This is a genomic window from Indiicoccus explosivorum (assembly GCF_002167005.1).
GTDB classification, from domain to species: Bacteria; Bacillota; Bacilli; order Bacillales_A; family Planococcaceae; genus Indiicoccus; species Indiicoccus explosivorum.
On the sequence record NZ_NHTN01000030.1, the window covers coordinates 1 to 15,736 of the forward strand.

Consider the following 15,736-nt stretch of genomic DNA (forward strand, 5'->3'; position numbering starts at 1 on the left):
CGAGACTTTCTCGACAGCCTGGAAACACCGGCCCTTCAAAGGGCCGGTGTTTTTGGCAGCGGCGACAGCGCTTTTGTTTCTTCGATGTAGATGAACGCGTCGTAGCGCTCCGAAATCCGTGTCGGAACATAATTTCCGTATGCTTCATAGGCCGGGTTGTAGACGACGCCGATGGCCCGGTGGCCGATCCAGCCATCGAACAGCTCCCGGTTCCGGTCAGTGAACAGCAGGTACTTGCTGCCGCCGCCCGCCCGGTACAGTTCATCTTCCCATGATTTTTGGCGTGCTGGCGGGACATCGATGACGTTGTATGGCACACCCCATTCCTCGGATGCGATGACCGTGCCGCGATGGGTGCCGAAGCCGACGGCATAGACGTCATCCGGCCGGTTCTGCTCCCTGAGGCGCTGACCGACGTTGATCATGCCTGCTTTGGCCATATCCGTGGCACGCGCGTCACCGATGTGGGTGTTGTGTTCCCAAATAACGATTTTCGCATCGTCGCCGTGGTGATCCATGATTTCATTGATTGTTTCAACCATATGCTCGTCGCGGATGTTCCAAGATTCGGCGTTGCTGTGGACCATCGCCCGGTAATAATCTTCCGCATTTTTGGCGACCAGCGCGTTGATTTCAAGGTTCAGGTCGCTTTCCTCTTCATCTTTGTACCGCTCTTCGTGCGAACGGATCGAGGCAAGGAGTGAGGAAACTTCATCGACGCAGGCTTCTGTGAAGTTCGCGGACGACAATGCATAATTCTCAGGGATGCGGTTATAGGGTTCAAAGCAAGTGAACGCTTTTTTGGCGAGTTCCAAGTCCCCGCCGGCCGGATCTGTCTGAGTCAAATACTGCACCACTTCATCCATCGATTCCCACAGGCTGTATACATCGATTCCGTAAAATCCGGTTTTAATGGCACTTTGCGTGTTGTGCATTTTCAGCCATTCAAGAAAACCGGCGACTTCTTCATTCGCCCACATCCAGGTCGGCCAGCGTCCGAACGCCTGCAGCGCTTCTTCGGCGGTTTCCGCGCCTCCTTCCCCTTTGGCGTATCGGCTTGCTTCACGGGCGGAAGGCCAGTCCCCTTCAACAGCCACCAATGAGAATCCCCGTTCCTGTATGAGCCGCTTCGTCAGTTCCGCCCGGACTGTATAAAATTCAGACGTTCCGTGAGAGGCTTCGCCGAGCATGACGATTTTGGCCTCTCCGATTGCGTCCAGCAGCGGTGTAAGATCGTCTGTCTTCCGGTAAGGCATGGAGAATTTCTGTATGGCTTCATTCAATGGCATGGTCAATTTCTTCGCCTCCTTCTCCGATAAATCGTGTTAATGAAGATTTACCCGTTCAAACCTGCGGCAAACAGCGGCAGGCAGACAAATAGCCGGATGTGGAAGGGGCTGTTCCGTGATACGATAGAAGAAAAGCCATGGGGAGTGGAAGGGATGCATAGGGAGTTGCCGATGTTCGCCGGCTTGCCGGAAGAAGCGGATCAGCTGCTGACTGAAAGCCTGTCGAGAAAAAAATTCGGGCCGCAAAGCGTCATATTCAGGCAAGGAGAGCCGCTGTCCCATTTGTACTTTATTCTGAAAGGCGAAGTGAAGGTGTATCGGACGGATGCAGCGGGGAAAGAGCAAGTCGTTTCGTTCCAGCAGGAGGGGAACATGTTTCCGCACATCGGCATATTCAGGGAGAGCGGATATCCGGCAAATGCAGTCGCAGCTGCAGAGACGGAGACAGCCGTCATGTCCGTGGAGGCGTTTAAGCGGCTTATCGAGCTATATCCGGTCATCTCTTATCAGCTGCATGGGATGATGGAAGAAAAAGTGATGGATCTTCAAAAACGTCTGAGTGAAATGGTCATGAATAACGCGAACGAGCGTGTCCTGCTGCTGCTTGTCCGGCTTGCCCGCTCGCATGGGAAGGAAGAAACGGACGGTTTTGTGACCTTCCAGACCCGGTTCACGAACGCCGAACTCGCCAACATGATCGGGACGGCCCGTGAAACGGTGAACCGGAGCATTTCGGGATTGAAAGCGCGCGGAATCCTTCAATTATCTTCGACCGGGACGTTCCGGATCGATACGCGCCAATTGAAAAAAGAACTCTACTACGACTGAAAGCCCCCGTCCAAGGAGGCTTTCAGTCATTTTTTCACTTTGGCAGTACGTCCTGGAACTCTTCGTTCTTCTGGATGATATGCGCGGCGAATGGGCATTGAGGATCGACTGTCTTATTCTCTTCGCGGGCCAGTTCAACGACTTTTTCTACAAGCTGTTCGCCGAGCCCTTGGCCTTCCGCTTCTTTTTTCACTTCCGTATGATCAATCACAAAATGATTTTCGCCGCTCGGTGAGAACGTGATCTGGCCGATCTCCTGATCCCCTTCCATTGCGGAAAACTTATTATCCCCTTTGATGATTTTCAACATATTCCCCTCCTTGCTTTGAATAAAGGATGTTTTCCTGTTATTCCCGGTTTCCGGGATTTTATGCACGCGGCGCCGGGTATGAAAGGAGTAAGGAGATGATGAAATGGACAGACCGACAATGGCCGAGGATACCATTGATATGATCGAGAAAAGTTTCGGTGTGCATCCGGGCTACCGGCGCGCCCATTCAAGGGGAGAGCTTTACGAAGCGGAATTCACACCGACCGGCAAGGCAGCTGATTGGACGACGGCACCTCATTTCACTGGCGGCACTGTGCGCGCGGCCGTCCGCTTTTCGCATTTTTCGCCGAACCCGTATTGGGCGGACGATGCTTCACCGGTGAAGGGAATGGCGGTCCGTTTCGAACTGCCGGATGGTTCACACGCTTCAATCGTCAGCGTCACGGCACCGGTCTTTTTCGCCAAGACACCCGGAACATTCAACGAAATGGTCGAAATTTACCGTTCGTTCCGCAATGGCCGGCCGCATTTCGGGCAATTGATGAAACTATTCTTCCGCTATCCGGACAGCCGGGCATGGCTGAAGGTGTTCAGAAAAATGAAAGCGCCGGCCAGTTTCGCCACCAGCCCGTATTATGCCATCCACGCGTTTTACTTCATCGATCGGCACGGCCGCCGCCAGCCGGTCAAATACGAGTGGGAGCCGAATGCCGGAAAAGACATGCTGCCGCATGGCGGCGGCGAGTTCGGCTACTTCGAGCGGGAACTGGATCGGCGGCTGTCGCAGGGACCGATCGGCTTCCGCCTGTTCATCACGATCGGCGGACAGGGAGACCCGACGGATGATCCGACAAAGATGTGGCCGAAAGACCGTGAACGGATCGAAATCGGTCAGCTGATCGTGAAGCGCCGGATCGGTGAACCGGATCCGATCCTGTTCGATCCGAGTGAAGTGACGGCCGGCATCGAGCCTTCTGAAGACCCGATTCTTCAGTACCGTTCCCCGGCATACGCGGTTTCCTACAAGCGGCGGGTGGAAGAGCGCTAGGTGCTACCAATCGCCCAGCCGTTCTTCTTCCGTCTCGCGCAAATCATCGGCGGTAATGAATAAAAGCTCGTAATCGGTTTTCTCGGCGTACCGTTCGGCTTCCTGTTTCAGAAACTTCGGAGAGCCTTCTTTTTCGTCGTCATAGACGAGCAGGAGACCGTCCGTGTTGCGCAAAAGGAAGCGGTTCTTTTCGACGAACTGCCAAGGTGCTTCGTATGGCCGGTTTGTCAGGCTGACGTGGTAATCCGCATTTCCGATAATTTCTTCGTATTTCTCCTGCTTTGCCTCATTCCAGTTTTGTTCCTGGCCGAGAAACGGCGTGATGACGGCATATTTCAGCTCAGGATATGTCTCTTGCAGATCTAGGACTTCTTCAGCCGCCCACGTCTCGACGCCGAGCTGGCCGCTGAGGATGACCCATTCCAGCCCCTGTTCGATGAGCGGTTCCAGCCGTCGCCGGAGCGTTTTCTTTATGACCGCGATACCGGGATGACTGTCGCTGAAGATGCCGAGTTCGTGCTGCTTATAGCCTGAAATCATAAGTCGTGTCAGCATGGGAAATCTCCTTTAACAGTTCGTTTCTGATTCATCTTACATGAAAAAAACGCTGAAGTCAGAAAACTTGTTCTGAGGTATAATGAAGGAAAGACAGGGGGAGTCAGATTGATTTCACTCGAAGATGTACGAAAAGCGCAGGAAGAAATCCGGAAAGTGATCCATGAAACACCGGTGCTCACTTCCACACTGCTGAACGAGGCGTGCGGGAGTCAAGTGTACCTGAAGGCTGAGCATCTGCAGAAAACAGGGTCCTTTAAAATCCGCGGAGCCGCGAATAAAATCCGGCAGGCGGTAAAAGACGGCACCACACTCATCACTGCCGCTTCATCCGGCAACCATGGGCAGGCGGTCGCTTATATGGCGCGTGAAACGGGAGTGGCGGCTATAATCGTGGTGCCGGAAGACGCAAGTCCGGCGAAAGTCGGGGCAATCCGGGCGTATGGCGCTGATGTGGAATATTGCGGGACGACTTCCGCTGAGCGGATTCCTCGGGCGAGAGAACTGGCCGAGCTGAATGGCGGCACGTACATTCCGCCCTACGACGACCCTCTGATTATGGCAGGTCAGGGGACGATCGGACTGGAAATCATGGAACAGGTGCCGGATGTGGAAGTGATTGTCGTGCCTGTCGGCGGAGGGGGGCTGATCAGCGGGATCCTGACAGCGGTCAAAGGGCTGAAGCCTCATATCCGCGTAATCGGTGTGGAGCCGGAAAGTGCGAATGATACATATTTGTCCCTTCAGAACCGCGCCATCACACCGATCGCCGGAACACGGACGATTGCAGACGGTCTGCGGACTTCACAGCCGGGCGATATGACTTTCCCGGTGCTGCTCGAACACCTCGACGACCTCGTGCTTGTGTCGGAAGAAGAAATAAAAGAAGCGTTCAAATTCCTGATGGAGCGGTCCAAACAGCTTGTCGAACCGTCCGGCGCCGTTTCAATAGCCGCCATCCTGTCGGGAAAGCTGAACGCTCCTTATCACAATATCACCGCAGTGCTGTCCGGAGGAAACCTCGATCTCCGGGGGATTACGGACTGCCTGCCGTCTGAATGACTGGAGGAGAAACTGTCGATGAGTATGGACAAACAGCTTACAGCAGAGAAATGGTTTTCCGAATACTTTACGAAAGGGAATAAAGAAGTGCTCGAGAGATTGACGGCACCCGGGTTTGTCTATCACGCCCGCAATGGGGATCGCGGTCTGGAAAAACTGAAGGAGTTCATCGACTGGTTCCGGTCCGTGTTTAGTGACGATGAATGGGTGCTTGACGACGTGATCGAACAGGGCGACCGGCTTGTCGTGCGCTATACAGGCTGGATGACCTACAAAGGCGGATGGTTTGATGTTCCGGCTGAAAATCAGCGGATCCGTGAGACCGGCATTATCATTTTCCGTTTTGAAGACGGAAAAGTGAAAGAAATGTGGTGCGAAAACAGCGACGCGGCTATTCTGTACGAGCTTGGCGCGCTCGGAAAAAACACCCATAACGTATTCTGACAGCTCCATGTTTCAGTGTGTCCTCCTGCGGGAAAATACGGGGTACAACCGATTTTTACCTGAAAGGAGAATGCAGCATGGCAGATAAAAAGCAGCCGCATGAAAAAATGACGGACAAGAACAACGGACTGAGCGATACGCAGGAAGTTTTGTACCCGGATGATTTCAAAAAGGCAGATGAAGCCGAACGCCAAAAACAGAAAGAAGATAAGGAAAAAAACGAAAAATAACAAAAAACCGGCCAGGAGACCTGAATCTCCTGGCCGGTTTTGCTGTCTACGTCCGCCGGCGTTTATCTAAGAGCCGGAGTTCGTCGTTGAGCGCTTTGAATAACGCCCAAACCATGAGGATCATGACAAACGAAAACGGCAGCGCGGCGATGATAATTGTATTCTGGATTGCGGCAAGGCCGCCGACGGACAACAGGATCGCTGCCACAGCGGACTGGGCGATGCCCCACGTGATCTTCACTTTGTTCGAAGGGTTCAGTGATCCGTGTGTCGACTGCATGCCAAGAACAAATGTCGCTGAATCGGCGGATGTAATGAAAAACGTCGAAACGAGCAAGATGGCGACGATCGACAGGAGAAATCCGAGCGGCAGTTCATTGAAGGCGGTGAACAGGACGACTTCCGTCGCCACTGCTGTCAGGTCGACGGCTCCGCTATTCTGGATTTCCGCGGCCATTGTGCCGAACGCAGAAAACCAGAAAGCGCCGAATAATGTCGGGGCGATCAGGACGCCGAGCAGGAATTCCCGGATAGTCCGGCCTTTTGATACCCTCGCGATGAACATGCTGACGAACGGCGCCCAAGAGATCCACCACGCCCAATAGAAGATGGTCCAGCCATCCAGCCAACCGCGGTCTTCTTCATTGAACGGCACTGTCTGGAAGCTGAGGCGGACGATGTTCTGAATATAGCCGCCGATCGATTCCGTGAAGACATTGAGAATAAGCAGTGTCGGCCCGATAATCACCACCAGGGTCAGCAGCAAAATCGCCAGCACCATATTCGTATTGGACAAGTACTTGATCCCTTTGCTGAGCCCGGTCCACGCGGAAATGATGAAGAGTCCGGTCACCACCGCGATAATGATCATCTGGTTCCAGTACGTGGTTTCAAAGCCGAACAAGTAGTCCAGGCCGCCATTGATTTGAGCAGCACCGAAGCCGAGGGATGTCGCTACACCGAATACGGTCGCGAATACCGCAAGCACATCGATAAAGGTTCCTAAAGGACCTTCGACTTTTTTACCGAAGATCGGCTTCAATGTTGCTGAAATCAGTCCGGGTTCCCCTTTCCGGAATTGGAAGAAAGCGAGCGACAGGGCGATGATTCCGTACATTGCCCAAACGTTGAAGCCCCAATGGAAGAAGGTCCGCCGCATGGCTTCTTTGAAAGCCGCCACTGTTCCGGCGTCTTCGGTCGCCGGCTGGACGGCGTAATGTGCGAGCGGTTCAGCCGCTCCGTAAAACACTAGGCCGATTCCCATTCCTGCTGAGAACAGCATGGCGATCCAAGTGGGAGTCGAAAACTCAGGCTGATCGCTGTCCCGGCCGAGTCGGATCTTTCCGTACGGACTGACCATAATGATGACACTGAACAAGAGTACGAGCGCCATGATGAGCATGTAAAACCAGCCAAAACCGGTGCTGATGTCCGCCCGGATATCCGAAGTGAACGTTTCAAACCGTTCCGGCATGATTACGCCGACCGCTACCGCGATCACGACGAGCGCCAAGGTGATGTAGAAGACATTCGATACTTGTTTCCTCAATAAATAAACCTCCTGTGAAAAAATTGATAGACACAAATCACAATTATATCGGTATAGCGGCAGGGCGTCAAAAATATGTCCTGAGCCCGCCTTTTTTGATAGCAGCCAATAGTTGAAAAAAGCCACCGGAATTCCGGTGGCTTGGGACTGAATTAGCTGCAGCGCTTCCGGGAAAAGTGAGAGAAGAATTTTCCGGCGCTGCTGTTTACATGCGCTTCCGTTCAATCGTCTTCAATTCCGAATTCAGCGCTTTGAGCAATGCCCATGTCATCAGCAATATGACGAACGAGAACGGCAAGGCCGCAATAATGATCGTATTCTGGATAGCTGCCAGTCCGCCGACCGACAGCAGGATCGCGGCGATGGAAGACTGGATGATCCCCCACGTGATTTTCACTTTGTTGGATGGGGAAAGAGATCCGTTCGTCGACTGCATGCCGAGCACGAAAGTCGCGGAATCCGCGGATGTGATGAAGAATGTGCTGACCAGAATGACGGCGATTACCGAAAGAACGAATCCGAACGGTATTTCGTTGAATACCATGAACAAAATGGTCTCAACAGCGCCTTCTGTCAGATCCGCGACACCGCTCATCTGGATATCGATCGCTGTAGTGCCGAAAACTGTGAACCAGAAGGCGCTGAGCAGTGTCGGTGCGATGACGACCCCTGTCACAAATTCACGGATTGTCCGGCCCTTGGATACGCGGGCGATGAACATGCCGACGAATGGAGACCAGGCGATCCACCAAGCCCAATAGAAAATGGTCCACGCATCGAGCCACGCCCGATTTTCCGGGTTTATGGCCGCCGTTTCAAAGCTCAGCCGGATAAAATTCTGCAAATACCCGCCGAGAGACTGAGTGAACGCATTCAGAATGAACAGTGTCGGTCCTAAAATCAGGACGAGTACGAGCAGCGAGAGACCCAGAACCATATTGGCGTTAGACAAGTACTTGATACCTCTGGACAGTCCCGACCATGCGGAAATGATAAAAAGGACGGTGACCACTGCAATGATCAAAAGCTGTGACCATGTATCATTCCCGAAGCCGAACAGGTATGTCAGGCCTCCGTTGATCTGTGCGGCGCCGAATCCGAGAGAACTCGCTACGCCGAATACTGTGGCAAAAACGGCGATAATATCGATGAACGTACCCCAAGGGCCATTCATTTTCTCGCCGAATATCGGTTTCAGCGTGGAAGACACCAGCCCGCGGTCTCCTTTACGGAACTGGAAAAACGCGAGTGACAGGGCAACCATGCCATACATGGCCCATGGATGGAAACCGTAATGGACGAATGTCCGCCGCATGGCTTCCTTGAATGCCGCGTCTGTTCCGGGCTCTTCTGTGGCCGGATCGATGATGAAATGGGACAGCGGTTCGTATGCACCATAGAAAACGAGACCGATTCCCATTCCTGCGGAAAATAGCATGGCAAGCCAAGTGGCTGTTGAGAACTCCGGCTGCTCCTGGTCCTTACCGAGCCGGATTTTTCCGAATGGACTGACGATGAGGAAGATGGCGATAAGAAGCAAAAAGGTCATAAGCAGCATGTAATACCAGCCGAATGCCGTGCTGATATCAGCGGTGACATCCAGTGTTACGGCAGCGAATCCCTCAGGATCGATTACGCCGTAAATGACGGTGGCAGCGACAAGTACAATCGTGATGTAAAAGACATTGGTAACGTTTTTCATGTAGTCTCCCTTCCTTGGACTTATTGGTACTGACATATTTTGCAGATTGATTGTTTTGACGGAAAAGCATGGAACTCGCAGCTCTCTGATCGGACAGCTCTACATCGGTAGTGCTTTCTAAGCCCGTTTTTTGTGTTCATTGCTTGTGTTCATCGCTAATAAATCAGCAAAATTTGCCAGCAACGCTCTATTGTTAATAAATCGTACAGTATAAAAGCATACTGAAATCAAAAAGCAGAGTCAAACGATGCAAAGCCTGAATCAGAATGGACTTGTTTTTTGCAAATGAAACCGCTAACATTAATATAAATATTCTGAACATACCAACTGGTCAGTACTAAGGAGGATGGAAACATGCATGTCATGGAACTGTTTAATCTGAAAGGCAAGACGGCCATCATTACTGGAGGCGGACGGGGACTCGGGGCGCAGATTGCCCGGGGTTTCGCGGAAGCAGGGGCGAACATTGTCCTTTGTTCACGCAAGGTGGAGGCGTGTGAACAGACAGCGGATCAGCTCGAGGAACTCGGCGTAAAGGCGCTGGCGCTTGCCTGCGATGTGACGGATCCCGATGATGTCCGGAACGTGATTGAACGAACGATGGAAACGTTCGGAGCGATTGATATCCTCGTCAACAACTCGGGAGCGACATGGGGAGCGCCGGCTGTTGATATGCCGTTCGATGCTTGGGAGAAGGTGATGAATGTCAATGTGAATGGGACGTTCCTGATGAGTCAGGCGGCCGGAAAAGTGATGATCGCCCAGGGGTGCGGCAAAATCATCAACATCTCTTCCATCGCCGGTTTGGGGGGCACGGATCCGCGATTCATGGATACCATCGGCTATAACACATCCAAAGGGGCTGTCATCACGATGACGAAAGACTTGGCCGCCAAATGGGGCCAGCATAACATCAATGTCAACGCCATCGCGCCGGGCTTTTTCCCGACTAAAATGTCGAAAGTGCTGATCGAGCGCGGCGGCGATCAAATCCTTAATCTGACACCGCTCCGCCGGTTCGGGACAGATGAAGACTTGAAAGGGGCGGCCCTGTTCTTGGCTTCAAAAGCTTCTGACTATGTGACTGGAGATGTGCTGGTCGTGGACGGCGGCATGCATGCCATTTAAGCGGGAACGGACAGGGATTTTATTTTGAAAAGACAGGAGATGGAAAAATGACTGAAAAAGTTTGGCACCGCCATTATCCGAAAGACATATCCGCGGAAATGGAATTCCCGGACAAGACCATGCCGGACATCCTGACGGAAACAGCTGCGAAAATACCGGAACATGTGGCACTGAAATTCTATGGTCGGGAAATGACATATAAGGAACTGCTGACGTTTTCGACTGTCTTCGCTTCGTCATTGCAGAAAGCGGGCGTCAGGAAAGGGGACCGGGCGGCGATCATGCTGCCGAACTGCCCGCAGTATGTCGTTTCGTATTACGGGATTCTGAAGGCGGGCGCCATTGTCACTCAAGTGAACCCGATGCTGATGGAGCAGGAACTGATTTATTTGCTGAAGGACTCGGGGGCTGAAACGATTGTCGTCTATGAACCGCTTTATCCGCGGATCAGGGCTATCCTGGAGGAAACGTCGCTCAAGAACATCATCGTCGTCAGTTTTGAAGAACAGCAACCGGATCTCCAAGGCGAGGATGCTTCATTCCAGCAGTTTGTCGGGCGGGGCGATGGAAAACTTGAACCTGTCCAGATCAATGCCGAGTCGGATATCGCGGTCCTGCAGTATACCGGCGGGACAACCGGTCTTTCGAAAGGCGCGATGCTGACCCACCGGAACATTTTGGCGAACGCTTTTCAGTCCCATGAATTTTTTAGGCGGGAATTTGAATTCGGAAAAGAACGGTGCCTGACCGTCATTCCGCTGTTCCATGTATTTGCGATGTCGTCGGCCATGAATTTGTCCATCCTGACCGGGTCCGCAAATATTCTGCTGCCGCGTTTCGAATTGCAGGAAGTGCTGGAGACGATCAAAACCGAACAGCCGACGACGTTCCCGGGCGTGCCGACCATGTACATCGCCATCACGAACCACCCGGAGGCGGAGAATTATGGAATCGACAGCATTCATTTGTGCAACAGCGGAAGCGCGCCGATGCCGGTCGAAACGATGAAGGAGTTCGAGCATAAAACCGGGGCGAAGATTCTCGAAGGCTACGGGTTATCCGAGGCGTCGCCGGTCACGCACTGCAATCCGGCATTTGCGGAACGGAAACCGGGAAGCATCGGCATCGGTATTCCGTCAACGGAATACAAAGTAGTCGACTTGGGAGAAGGCAGACAGGAAGTCCCGGCGGGGGAGAAAGGTGAGCTCATCGTAAGAGGGCCGCAAGTGATGAAAGGCTATTGGAATATGCCTGAAGAGACAGACCACACGCTGCGCGACGGCTGGCTGTTCACCGGCGATATCGCGACTATGGACGAAGACGGATACGTCTTTATCGTGGACCGGAAAAAAGATTTGATTATTTCAAGCGGCTACAACGTTTATCCGCGGGATATCGAAGAAGTGCTGTATGAGCATCCGGCTGTCCAGGAAGCGGTCGTCATCGGTGTCGCTGATGCATACCGGGGCGAAAGCGTGAAAGCGATCATCGTCAAAAAAGCGGGGCAGGACTTGACGGAAGAGGAATTGATCGAGTGGGCGCGCGGCAGGATGGCGGCTTATAAAGTGCCGCGGGCAGTGGAATTCCGGAAGGAGCTGCCGAAGACGAATGTCGGGAAGATCCTTCGCCGGGCGCTCCGGGAAGAGGAACGGCAGCGGGACGGCAGCTGACAGGGGAAGTGACGGTGACATGACAGCATGAAGGAAAGAATAACAGAACAGAGCATCGTGCTTTTCGAACAGAAGGGATTCAGTGAAACATCCGTACAGGATATTGTGGAAGCGCTCGGTGTGACGAAAGGGACGTTTTACTACTATTTCACGAGTAAAGAACAGCTGCTGATGGAAATTCACCTGAATTACATCGGCCGGCTGCTGGCGCGGCAAGAAGCCATTATCAAAAACAGCGGTTCAGCGAAGGAAAAAATCGCCCGCATCATCGGTCTCCTCATTTCAGACATTCAAGACTATGGTCCGAGCGCCCGCGTATTTTTCCGCGAAATCCGGCATCTGGCCGAGAACAATGCGGAGGAAGTCAGACAGCAGCGCGACCGTTTCCGGCTTGCCATCGAAGAAGTGCTGCGGCAGGGCCGGGACAGCGGGGAATTCAAGCCGGAGATCGTGCCGTCCATCACGGCGTTCGCCGTGCTCGGTGTGACGAATTGGAGTTATCAGTGGTTCAATCCGGCAGGTGATGTGCCGCCGGAGCGGCTTGCGGAAATTTATACGGAGCTGATCCTGCATGGAATTGCATAAAAGGAGTGAGCGCTTTGGCGCATGAAACAGACGTGAAAGTCCGCTTTTGTGAAACGGATGCACTCGGGCACATCAGCAACATCAGTTACTTTATTTACCTGGAAGAAGCGCGGACGGACTTTTTTGGCGAGATGGGCTTCGAAATGGGGATCGGCGACTGGAAATTCATCCTGGCCTCGGCGGCATGTGATTTCGTCAGTCAGGGGTACTTTAATCAAAAGCTGAAAGTCATTTCGGAAATCGGCCGGATCGGCAATTCCAGTTTCACGATCATCCATCGGATCGTGGACGGCGGCGGAAAACTGATTGCGACAGGCGAGGCGAGCATTGTGTTCTTCGACTTTGAAAACCAGCGGAGTGAGCGCCTCCCGGACTGGTTCCGCGAACGGCTGGCAGACCATATGGCGGAAACGTCAGAAGCGGGGTGAAGCGATTGGCAGAGAAAGAGAAACGGAAGGATACCATTCCGGTCAGACCCGGAGAAGAACTGGAGCCGGAAAAATTGGAGCGGTTCCTCCGGGAGAACATCCACGGATTGCCGGAAGGTGATTTGGACATCCGGCAGTTCGGTTCCGGCCACTCGAATTTGACGTATGATTTGCGGATCGGCGGATGGGAAGCGGTGCTCCGGCGGCCGCGCTTGGCCCCGTGGCCCCGAAAGCCCATGACATGGAAAGGGAGCAGCGGATTTTAGCGGCACTGCATCCAGTTTTTCCGGCTGCCCCCGAACCGTACGTATTTTCCGACGACACGGACATTGTCGGAAGTCCTTTTTTCGTGATGGAAAGGCGGCACGGAATCGTCCTTGATACCGCGTTTCCGGAAGGCATCCAGCCGACACCGGAGCGCTGCCGGCAAATCTCGGAAAAGATGGCCGATACGCTTGCTGAACTTCACGCGCTTGATTATACAAAAACACCGCTTGCCGGCCTTGTGAAGCCGGAAGGGTTCCTGGAGCGGCAGGTCCATGGCTGGATCGGCCGTTACGAACGGGCTGAGACGGACGAAGTCCCGGGAGTGGAAGAACTGAAAAAATGGCTGGCATCCCGGATTCCGGCATCGCCTGATCCGACGGTGATCCATTATGATTTTAAGCTGAACAACGCCATGTTCTCACCTGATTTTTCCCGTCTGACCGGACTTTTTGACTGGGAAATGGCGACCGTCGGGGATCCCTTGGCGGATCTCGGCGTCGCCATGAGTTATTGGATCCAGGCGGATGACCCAGAACTGCTGAAATTCGGAATGGGAAAACCGCCGGTGACGGTGATGGACGGATTTTACAGCCGGCAGGAATTTATTGAACGGTATGCTGAAACGAGCGGCCGGGATGTAACGAATATGACGTTTTACTTGTCGTTCGCTTATTTCAAACTGGCGGTGATCATTCAGCAGATCTACTACCGCTACAAGATGGGACAGACCCGGGATGAGCGGTTCGCGCACTTTAACCGCTTCGCGGACAGCCTGATCCGTCATGCGCTGGCGACGGCGAAAGAGATGTGATGCGATGCTGCTGGCTGATCGGTGCCGCGGCGCATTCCGATGGCGGCTGGTCCCGGCGGAGATAAAATGGTTGCGGAAGGGGAAGGAATGAATGGAAGCTGACACACTGCTCTACCGGGGCGGATCTTTTCTTTACGGACCGGCAGAGGCGGATACAGTATTTACACCGGAAGATTTCACGGAAGAACACCGCATGATCGCACAGACGGCGAAACGGTTCCTCGAACAGGATGTGCGACCGCAAAACGAAGTGCTGGAGAATCAGGATTTCGGGAAAGTGAAAGAATTGCTGCAGAAGGCAGGGGATCTCGGCCTGCTCGGCCATAGCGTCCCGGAAGCATACGGCGGACTGGGTCTGGACAAGATCAGCAAAGGACTCGTCGGCGAGATGCTCGGTTCCGGAGGCGGGTACAGCGTTGCCCATTCCAACCATACATGCATCGCCACGCTTCCGATCACCTATTTCGGGACGGAAGAACAGAAAGGAAAGTACTTGCCGAAACTCGCTTCCGGGGAATTTCTCGGTGCTTATTGCCTGACGGAGCCGAATGCGGGATCGGATGCGCTCGCAGCGCAGACAACCGCCCGGCTGAATGAAACGGGCACCCATTATATCCTGAACGGCACGAAAATGTTCATCACAAACGCCGAGTTCGCGGATACATTCATCACGTATGCCAAAGTCGACGGCAAGGCGTTCACCGCATTCATTGTGGAGAAAGATTTTCCGGGGCTGTCGCTCGGACCGGAAGAACAGAAAATGGGCATCAAAAGCTCTTCGACGCGGCCGGTCATTTTCGAAGACTGCGAAGTACCGGCGGAGAACCTGCTCGGGGAAGTCGGAAAAGGCCACGTCATCGCACTGAACGTGCTGAACCTTGGCCGCTTCAATCTCGGGTCCGCCTGTATGGGTGCGTCGAAATACGGGCTGGGGCTCACGCTCGGTTACGTAAAGGAACGGCGGCAGTTCGGGCGGACGATCGCCGATTTCGGTGCGACACAGGAGAAAATCGCCAGCATGGCGATGCGCATTTATGCGGCAGAGTCGCTGCAGTACCGGACGGCAGGCTATTTGGAAGAAGCGCTTGGCGGCCTGTACGATGCAGAAGACCAGGGATTGATCGCCAAACGTATGATGGAATACGCGGCGGAATGCGCGGTGTGCAAAGTCTACGGTTCGGAAACGCTGGACGCAGTCGCGGATGAAGCGCTTCAGCTGCACGGAGGCTATGGTTATATTAAAGAATACGGCGTGGAGCAGATGTACCGGGATTCCCGGATCAACCGGATTTTTGAAGGGACGAATGAAATCAACCGACTCCTCATTCCGATGAATCTGCTGAAAGCGGCGATGAAAGGACAGGTTCCGCTGCCTGACCTCGTCGAACAGGCGGCGACTGAAATGAATGCGCCGCAAGTGGAGGAGATCGGGCCGGTATCGCGGGAGGCGGAAGCTGTCAAAGCTGTGCGCCGGGTATTCCTTATGAGCGTAGGGCTCGCTTACGAGACGTATGGCGATAAACTAGGGGAAGAGCAGGCGGTGCTTATAAAGCTCGCCGATATGGCCATCGCGCTGTACGCGGCAGAATCAGCGGTGCTGCGCACGGAAAAAGCGGTCGCAGAGAATGGCGAAGAACGCGAAAAACTGAAGCGGCACCTCACGCAGGCACTCATTGATGAGCTGCTGCTGTCTGTGGAAATGGATGCCCGCCAGCTGATTCAGTCCGCAGTAGATAATCCGCAGCTTGGATCAGCGACTGCAGCGGTGACGGCGGAATTGAGCCGGCTGCAGCGGGGCGGCACAGCCGATACAAAACGGAAAATCGCCTTGGCACAGCTCGAAGCGGGGCGGTATGTAAGCTGATGGAG

The 15,736-nt window shown here is 53.7% G+C and carries 15 protein-coding genes and 1 pseudogene; 11 read left to right on the top strand and 5 right to left on the bottom strand.

Annotated elements, in window-relative coordinates; genetic code table 11:
* Window positions 1-35: 35 nt before the first annotated feature.
* A complete protein-coding gene (locus CCE92_RS09670) occupies window positions 36-1,289 on the bottom strand; it encodes an erythromycin esterase family protein (RefSeq protein ID WP_088007419.1) in 1,254 nt (417 codons plus the stop codon).
* Window positions 1,290-1,442: 153 nt separating this feature from the next.
* Between CCE92_RS09670 and CCE92_RS09675 the strand changes: the two genes are divergently transcribed.
* Window positions 1,443-2,117 carry a Crp/Fnr family transcriptional regulator gene (locus CCE92_RS09675; RefSeq protein ID WP_162287858.1) on the top strand — a complete coding sequence of 225 codons (675 nt, stop codon included), beginning with the start codon at window positions 1,443-1,445 and terminating at the stop codon, window positions 2,115-2,117.
* 34 nt (window positions 2,118-2,151) lie between these two features.
* Here CCE92_RS09675 and CCE92_RS09680 read toward each other — a convergent pair whose 3' ends face one another.
* Window positions 2,152-2,427 carry a GNAT family N-acetyltransferase gene (locus tag CCE92_RS09680; RefSeq protein WP_088007327.1) on the bottom strand — a complete coding sequence of 92 codons (276 nt, stop codon included), beginning with the start codon at window positions 2,425-2,427 and terminating at the stop codon, window positions 2,152-2,154.
* 103 nt (window positions 2,428-2,530) lie between these two features.
* Between CCE92_RS09680 and CCE92_RS09685 the strand changes: the two genes are divergently transcribed.
* Entirely contained in the window at window positions 2,531-3,436 is a 906-nt protein-coding gene (locus CCE92_RS09685; protein ID WP_088007328.1) for a catalase family peroxidase, read from the top strand.
* A gap of 3 nt (window positions 3,437-3,439) precedes the next feature.
* Here the strand turns inward: CCE92_RS09685 and CCE92_RS09690 are convergent, their stop codons facing one another.
* A complete protein-coding gene (locus CCE92_RS09690) occupies window positions 3,440-3,991 on the bottom strand; it encodes an SLOG family protein (RefSeq protein ID WP_088007329.1) in 552 nt (183 codons plus the stop codon).
* Window positions 3,992-4,099: 108 nt separating this feature from the next.
* Here CCE92_RS09690 and CCE92_RS09695 point away from each other — a divergent pair, with 108 nt between their 5' ends.
* From CCE92_RS09695 to CCE92_RS09705, 3 genes are all read left to right on the top strand, one after another.
* Window positions 4,100-5,053 carry a threonine ammonia-lyase gene (locus tag CCE92_RS09695; RefSeq protein WP_088007330.1) on the top strand — a complete coding sequence of 318 codons (954 nt, stop codon included), beginning with the start codon at window positions 4,100-4,102 and terminating at the stop codon, window positions 5,051-5,053.
* Window positions 5,054-5,071: 18 nt separating this feature from the next.
* Complete coding sequence (locus CCE92_RS09700; protein ID WP_088007331.1) at window positions 5,072-5,497, top strand: ester cyclase; 426 nt, start codon at window positions 5,072-5,074, stop codon at window positions 5,495-5,497.
* A gap of 77 nt (window positions 5,498-5,574) precedes the next feature.
* Window positions 5,575-5,727, top strand: a complete 153-nt coding sequence (locus CCE92_RS09705; RefSeq protein ID WP_088007332.1) for a YfhE family protein — start codon at window positions 5,575-5,577, stop codon at window positions 5,725-5,727.
* A 46-nt stretch (window positions 5,728-5,773) separates the two neighbouring features.
* Here CCE92_RS09705 and CCE92_RS09710 read toward each other — a convergent pair whose 3' ends face one another.
* Together CCE92_RS09710 and CCE92_RS09715 are read right to left on the bottom strand one after the other, a co-directional pair.
* Complete coding sequence (locus tag CCE92_RS09710; RefSeq protein ID WP_088007333.1) at window positions 5,774-7,276, bottom strand: glycine betaine uptake BCCT transporter; 1,503 nt, start codon at window positions 7,274-7,276, stop codon at window positions 5,774-5,776.
* A gap of 205 nt (window positions 7,277-7,481) precedes the next feature.
* Window positions 7,482-8,978: a glycine betaine uptake BCCT transporter gene (locus CCE92_RS09715; RefSeq protein WP_088007334.1), complete on the bottom strand. Its 1,497-nt coding sequence runs from the start codon at window positions 8,976-8,978 to the stop codon at window positions 7,482-7,484.
* Between the two features lie 354 nt (window positions 8,979-9,332).
* On the opposite strand from CCE92_RS09715, the gene CCE92_RS09720 reads away from it, so the two are divergent.
* The 6 genes and pseudogenes from CCE92_RS09720 to CCE92_RS09745 all read left to right on the top strand — a co-directional run bounded on the left by CCE92_RS09720 (window position 9,333) and on the right by CCE92_RS09745 (window position 15,731).
* Window positions 9,333-10,106: an SDR family oxidoreductase gene (locus tag CCE92_RS09720; RefSeq protein WP_088007335.1), complete on the top strand. Its 774-nt coding sequence runs from the start codon at window positions 9,333-9,335 to the stop codon at window positions 10,104-10,106.
* Between the two features lie 47 nt (window positions 10,107-10,153).
* Entirely contained in the window at window positions 10,154-11,776 is a 1,623-nt protein-coding gene (locus tag CCE92_RS09725; protein ID WP_088007336.1) for a long-chain-fatty-acid--CoA ligase, read from the top strand.
* A gap of 27 nt (window positions 11,777-11,803) precedes the next feature.
* Window positions 11,804-12,361 (top strand): TetR/AcrR family transcriptional regulator, encoded by a 558-nt coding sequence (locus tag CCE92_RS09730; protein WP_088007338.1) that lies wholly within the window; start codon window positions 11,804-11,806, stop codon window positions 12,359-12,361.
* Window positions 12,362-12,375: 14 nt separating this feature from the next.
* On the top strand, window positions 12,376-12,789 hold the full coding sequence (locus tag CCE92_RS09735) for an acyl-CoA thioesterase (RefSeq protein WP_088007340.1): 414 nt from the start codon (window positions 12,376-12,378) through the stop codon (window positions 12,787-12,789).
* A gap of 5 nt (window positions 12,790-12,794) precedes the next feature.
* A pseudogene (locus CCE92_RS09740) lies at window positions 12,795-13,867 on the top strand (phosphotransferase family protein).
* Window positions 13,868-13,958: 91 nt separating this feature from the next.
* Window positions 13,959-15,731 carry an acyl-CoA dehydrogenase FadE gene (locus tag CCE92_RS09745; RefSeq protein WP_088007342.1) on the top strand — a complete coding sequence of 591 codons (1,773 nt, stop codon included), beginning with the start codon at window positions 13,959-13,961 and terminating at the stop codon, window positions 15,729-15,731.
* Window positions 15,732-15,736 lie beyond the last annotated feature (5 nt).

Excerpts from the sequence above, each read along its gene's own strand:
- CCE92_RS09670 (WP_088007419.1), bottom strand. The coding sequence starts at position 1,289 with ATGCCATTGAATGAAGCCATACAGAAATTCTCCATGCCTTACCGGAAG.
- CCE92_RS09675 (WP_162287858.1), top strand. The coding sequence starts at position 1,443 with ATGCATAGGGAGTTGCCGATGTTCGCCGGCTTGCCGGAAGAAGCGGAT.
- CCE92_RS09680 (WP_088007327.1), bottom strand. The coding sequence starts at position 2,427 with ATGTTGAAAATCATCAAAGGGGATAATAAGTTTTCCGCAATGGAAGGG.
- CCE92_RS09685 (WP_088007328.1), top strand. The coding sequence starts at position 2,531 with ATGGACAGACCGACAATGGCCGAGGATACCATTGATATGATCGAGAAA.
- CCE92_RS09690 (WP_088007329.1), bottom strand. The coding sequence starts at position 3,991 with ATGCTGACACGACTTATGATTTCAGGCTATAAGCAGCACGAACTCGGC.
- CCE92_RS09700 (WP_088007331.1), top strand. The coding sequence starts at position 5,072 with ATGAGTATGGACAAACAGCTTACAGCAGAGAAATGGTTTTCCGAATAC.
- CCE92_RS09705 (WP_088007332.1), top strand. The coding sequence starts at position 5,575 with ATGGCAGATAAAAAGCAGCCGCATGAAAAAATGACGGACAAGAACAAC.
- CCE92_RS09715 (WP_088007334.1), bottom strand. The coding sequence starts at position 8,978 with ATGAAAAACGTTACCAATGTCTTTTACATCACGATTGTACTTGTCGCT.
- CCE92_RS09720 (WP_088007335.1), top strand. The coding sequence starts at position 9,333 with ATGCATGTCATGGAACTGTTTAATCTGAAAGGCAAGACGGCCATCATT.
- CCE92_RS09725 (WP_088007336.1), top strand. The coding sequence starts at position 10,154 with ATGACTGAAAAAGTTTGGCACCGCCATTATCCGAAAGACATATCCGCG.
- CCE92_RS09730 (WP_088007338.1), top strand. The coding sequence starts at position 11,804 with ATGAAGGAAAGAATAACAGAACAGAGCATCGTGCTTTTCGAACAGAAG.
- CCE92_RS09745 (WP_088007342.1), top strand. The coding sequence starts at position 13,959 with ATGGAAGCTGACACACTGCTCTACCGGGGCGGATCTTTTCTTTACGGA.